The following is a 5161-nucleotide window of genomic DNA, read 5'->3' on the forward strand; positions in this document are numbered from 1 at the left end:
CGGGGGCGGCGTTTGCGGAGTTCGACCGGCAGGACGGGCTGGCGTCCGATGGCCGGTGCAAGGCGTTCGCGGCGTCGGCGGACGGTACGGGCTGGGGCGAGGGCGCCGGTCTGCTGCTGGTGGAACGTCTCTCGGACGCGCAGCGCAACGGGCATCAGATCTTGGCGCTGGTGCGGGGCAGTGCGGTGAATCAGGATGGCGCGTCGAACGGTCTGACCGCGCCGAACGGTCCCTCCCAGCAGCGCGTGATCCGGCAGGCGCTGGCGAGCGCCCGCCTCACGGCTGCGGACGTGGATGCCGTGGAGGCGCACGGGACGGGGACCCGCCTGGGTGACCCGATCGAGGCGCAGGCGCTGCTGGCCACCTACGGCCGGGACCGTGGCGAAGGTGAGTCGCTGTGGCTCGGATCGATCAAGTCGAACATCGGTCACACGCAGGCGGCCGCGGGCGTGGCCGGTGTGATCAAGATGGTCATGGCCCTGCGGCACGGTGTGCTTCCGTCGACGCTGCACGTGGATGAGCCCTCGCCGCAGGTGGACTGGTCGACTGGCGCGGTGGAGCTGCTGACCGAGGCACGGTCGTGGCCCGAGGTGGACCGGCCGCGCCGCGCGGGCGTCTCGTCCTTCGGGATCAGCGGCACCAACGCGCACGTCATCCTGGAGCAGGCGCCCCCACAGGCTGAACCGGCAGCGGCCGATGTGTCGTCGAAGGTGCCGGATGCCGTGCCGTGGCCGGTGTCGGCACAGTCCGAAGCCGCGTTGCGGACGCAGATCGCGCGGCTGCTGGACATCGCAGCCGACGGCGTCCCGGACGCGGTGGATGTCGGCTGGTCGCTGGCGACGACGCGGGCCGGGCTGGATCACCGCGTGGTCCTTGCTGACGGGGACGTGCTCGCGACTGGTGTCGCCGGGGAGGGCCGGTTGGCGTTCCTGTTCACGGGGCAGGGCGCGCAGCGTGCCGGGATGGGGCTGGAGCTGTATGAGGCGTTCCCGGTGTTTGCCGAGGCGTTCGATGCGGTGTGTGCGCGGTTGGATGTGCGGTTGGAGCGTCCGTTGCGTGAGGTGCTGGCCGGGGGTATCGGTCTGGAGGGCACGCTGTGGGCGCAGGCGGGGTTGTTCGCGCTCGAAGTGGCCCTGTACCGGCTGGTGGAGGCGTGGGGTGTGGTCCCGGATGTGCTGCTGGGTCATTCGCTGGGCGAGATCACCGCCGCGCACGTCTCCGGGATCCTTGATCTGGATGATGCGTGCACGCTGGTCGCGGAGCGTGGGCGTCTGATGCAGGGGCTGCCGTCCGGTGGCGGGATGGTGGCGGTGCAGGCGACGGAAGCTGAGGTCGCCGATTCCGCCGGTTCCGGGCTGGATGTGGCGGCGGTCAACGGCCCGCGCTCGGTGGTGCTCTCCGGCGCCCTCGACGTCATCAACAGCTATGCGGCCGAGTGTGCGGCGCGGGGCTGGCGGGTCAACGTCCTGACGGTCTCGCACGCGTTCCACTCGGCGCTTATGGAGCCGGTGCTGGACGAATTCGCGACCGTCCTGGCCGGGCTGACGTTCAACCCCGGACGTATCCCGATCGTGTCGAACCTGACCGGCGCGGTGGCCGAGCCGGGGTTGATGCAAGAGCCGGAGTACTGGCTGAAGCAGGTGCGTCAGCCCGTCCGCTTCGCCGACGGCATCACGGCAACGGCTGAGCTCGGAGCCAACCGGTACCTGGAACTCGGCCCGGACGGAGTGCTGTCCGGCATGGCCCAGGACACCGTCAGCAACGCTCAGTTCACACCGGTACTGCGCAAGGATCGGGACGAGACCGACACCGTCCTCACCGCGATCAGCCGTCTGTGGACGTCCGGTGTCGAGGTCGACTGGTCGAAGGTGTTCGCGGGCTGGGGCGGCCGGGTGGTCGACCTCCCCACCTACGCCTTCCAACGTGAGCAGTACTGGCCGCAACTGCCGGCGCAGGAGGTCCAGGACTCGTGGCGTTACCAGGTCACCTGGAAGCCGCTGGTCGGCCTGTCCCCGGCGGCGTTGTCCGGTACCTGGGTGGTCGTGGGGCGTGAGGATGTGGATGTGTCCGCGGCGCTGTCTGCGGCGGGTGCGACGGTGGTGTGCATTCCGGTGGGCGAGGTAGCGCAGCTGTCTGAGATGGCTGATGTGTCTGGTGTGGTGTTGCTGGCTGGTGATGTGGCCGAGGTGTTGGCTGGGGTGCAGGGGTTGGGTGACGCTGGTATTGATGCGCCGTTGTGGGTGCTCACGCGGGGTGCGGTGTCGGTGGGCGACTCGGATCGGCTGGAGGATCCGGACTTGGCGGCGGTGTGGGGTCTGGGCCGGGTCGCTGCCCTGGAGCTCCCGCAGCGTTGGGGCGGTCTGATTGATCTCCCGGTCGAGCTGGATGCTCGGGCCGGGGCCCGGCTTGCGGGTGTTTTGGCTGGTGGTGGTGAGGATCAGGTCGCGGTGCGGGAGGCTGGGGTGTACGGGCGCCGCCTGACCCGAGCGCTGCCGGTAGCCGTGACCGGTTCCGGCTGGGAGCCCTCGGGCACGGTGCTGGTCACCGGTGGTACTGGTGCTCTGGGGGTGCATGTGGCCCGGTGGTTGGCGGGGCGTGGGGTGCCGCATCTGGTGCTGACCAGCCGGAGCGGGGTGGCGCCGGATGGTCTGGTTGAGGAGCTGGCAGAGCTGGGTGCGCAGGTGACGGTGGTTGCGTGTGATGTTTCTGATCGGGGTGCGCTTGAGGGTGTTGTGGCGGGTGTTCCTCGGCAGTGGCCGTTGACTGGTGTGGTGCATGCGGCGGGTGTGCTGGATGACGGGACGGTCGGGTCGCTCACTCCGGAGCGGGTGGATGCGGTTTTGCGGCCGAAGGTGGATGCGGCGTGGTATCTGCATGAGCTGACGGCGGGGATGGATCTGTCGGCGTTTGTGCTGTTCTCGTCGGCTGGTGGGGTGATGGGTGCGCCGGGGCAGGGCAACTATGCCGCCGCGAACGCCTATCTCGATGCGCTGGCCGCGCACCGCCGCGAGCAGGGTCTGCCCGCCCACTCCCTCGCCTGGGGCCTGTGGGACCAGGCCAGCGACATGACGGGCACCATGGGCGACGAGGACCGCTCCCGCCTCGCACGCGGCGGCGTCCGCCCACTGTCCGTCGAGGACGGGCTCGCCCTCTTCGATCTCGCGTGCGCCGCGGACCGCCCGGACCTCGTGCCGATCCGTCTCGACCTGCGCGCCCTGGCCGCGAGCGGGCCCGTACCGGAGCTGTTCCGCGGCCTGGTGCGGGGCCCTGCCCGGCGTACGGCTGATCAAGGGGACGGTCGGGAGAACGCGGCGTCGTCGCTGCGGGAGCGGCTGGCCGCGCTGCCGCCGGAGGAGCGGCCCGGCACCCTGCTGACGGTCGTACGGACCCAGGCGGCCGCCACCCTGGGATACGGCGGGCCGGAGGCGATCGGGCCCGACCGGGCCTTCGGCGAGCTGGGCTTCGACTCACTGAGCGCGGTGGAGTTCCGCAACGCCCTGGAGACGGCCACCGGGCTGCGGCTGCCCGCCACGCTGATCTTCGACTACCCCACCCCCCAGGTGCTGGCCGAGCACCTCGTCGCCGGGCTGGTCCCGGAGGACGCGGCGGAGGCCGAGGGCGCCTCCGGGTCCGCCGAGGAGCAGGTCCGGCGTCTGCTCACCGCCATTCCGTTCGCTCGTCTCCGCGACGCGGGGCTGATGGACGGGCTGCTGGAGCTGGCCGGTGTCAGCGGGGCGGAGACCGGGCTCGACGAACCGGCCGACGAGGCGGAGTCCATCGACGCCATGGACACCGAGAGCCTGATCAGCATGGCGCTCAGCGATGTTGACGGCCTTGACGACGCGATCCAGGAAAGGTGATCTCGCAGATGGCCACTTCTGACGAGAAGCTCGTTGCCGCGCTCCGCGCGTCGCTCAAGGACGCCGAGCGGCTGCGCGCACGCAACCGTGAGCTGACGGCCGCACTCCGGGAGCCGATTGCGATCGTCGGTATGGCCTGCCGCTACCCGGGCGGGGTGAACTCGCCCGAGGAGCTGTGGCGGCTGGTGGCCGAGGGGCGGGACGCTCTCACACCGTTCCCCGCCGACCGCGGCTGGGACGTGGACCGCCTCTACGACCCGGAGGGGTTGCGCCCCGGTACGAGCTATGTGAACGAGGGCGGGTTCCTGCACGAGGCGGGCGAGTTCGACGCGGGGTTCTTCGGGATCAGCCCGAACGAGGCGCTGGTGATGGACCCGCAGCAGCGGCTGCTGCTGGAGACCTCCTGGGAGGCGCTGGAGCATGCGGGCATCGACCCGGCGACGCTGCGCGGAAGCCGTACCGGCGTCTTCGCCGGGATGATGTACCACGACTATCCGGACAACAACAACGCGGGCGCCATCGCCTCGGGGCGGGTGGCCTACACCCTCGGGTTCGAAGGCCCGGCGGTGACGCTGGACACGGCGTGCTCGTCGTCGCTGGTGGCGCTGCACTGGGCGATCCAGGCGCTGCGGTCGGGGGAGTGCACCCTGGCCCTGGTCGGCGGTGTGACCGTGATGGCGACGCCGGACACGTTCATCGAGTTCAGCCGCCAGCGCGGAATGGCCCCCGACGGACGCTGCAAGCCGTTCGCGGCGGCCGGCGACGGCACGGGCTGGGGTGAGGGTGTCGGCATGCTGGCGGTGGAGCGGCTGTCGGACGCGGAGCGGTTGGGGCATCCGGTGCTGGCGGTGGTGCGCGGTACCGCTGTCAACCAGGACGGTGCCTCCAACGGTCTGACCGCCCCCAACGGCCCGGCGCAGCAGCGTGTCATCCGGCAGGCGCTGGCCGACGCGCAGATCTCCGCGGACCAGGTGGACCTGGTCGAGGCTCACGGTACGGGCACGACGCTGGGTGATCCGATTGAGGCGCAGGCGTTGTTGGCGACGTATGGGCAGGGGCGGTTGGAGGGTCGGCCGTTGTGGCTGGGTTCGGTCAAGTCGAATATCGGGCATACGCAGGCGGCTGCGGGGGTTGCGGGTGTGATCAAGGTGGTGGAGGCGATGCGGCGGGGGGTGTTGCCGAAGTCGTTGCATGTGGATGAGCCGACGGGGCAGGTGGATTGGTCGGCGGGTGCGGTGGAGTTGTTGGTGGAGGCGCGGGAGTGGCCGGTGGTGGGGGAGGGTGTGCGGCGTGCGGGGGTG

At 70.7% G+C, this 5161-nt stretch carries 2 protein-coding genes; both read left to right on the top strand.

All coding sequences use genetic code 11. From position 1 onward, the window contains the following. Nucleotides 1-3860 (top strand): type I polyketide synthase (locus tag G5C65_RS30775; RefSeq protein WP_165302337.1); only part of this gene is annotated, 3860 nt, incomplete at its 5' end. After that, nucleotides 3860-5161, top strand: a 1302-nt coding sequence (locus G5C65_RS30780) for a type I polyketide synthase (RefSeq protein WP_420903378.1), incomplete at its 3' end; no start/stop codon positions are given. The genes G5C65_RS30775 and G5C65_RS30780, both read left to right, overlap by 1 nt.

The sequence above is a fragment of the Streptomyces boncukensis genome, from assembly GCF_011045075.1.
GTDB classification, from domain to species: domain Bacteria; phylum Actinomycetota; class Actinomycetes; order Streptomycetales; family Streptomycetaceae; genus Streptomyces; species Streptomyces boncukensis.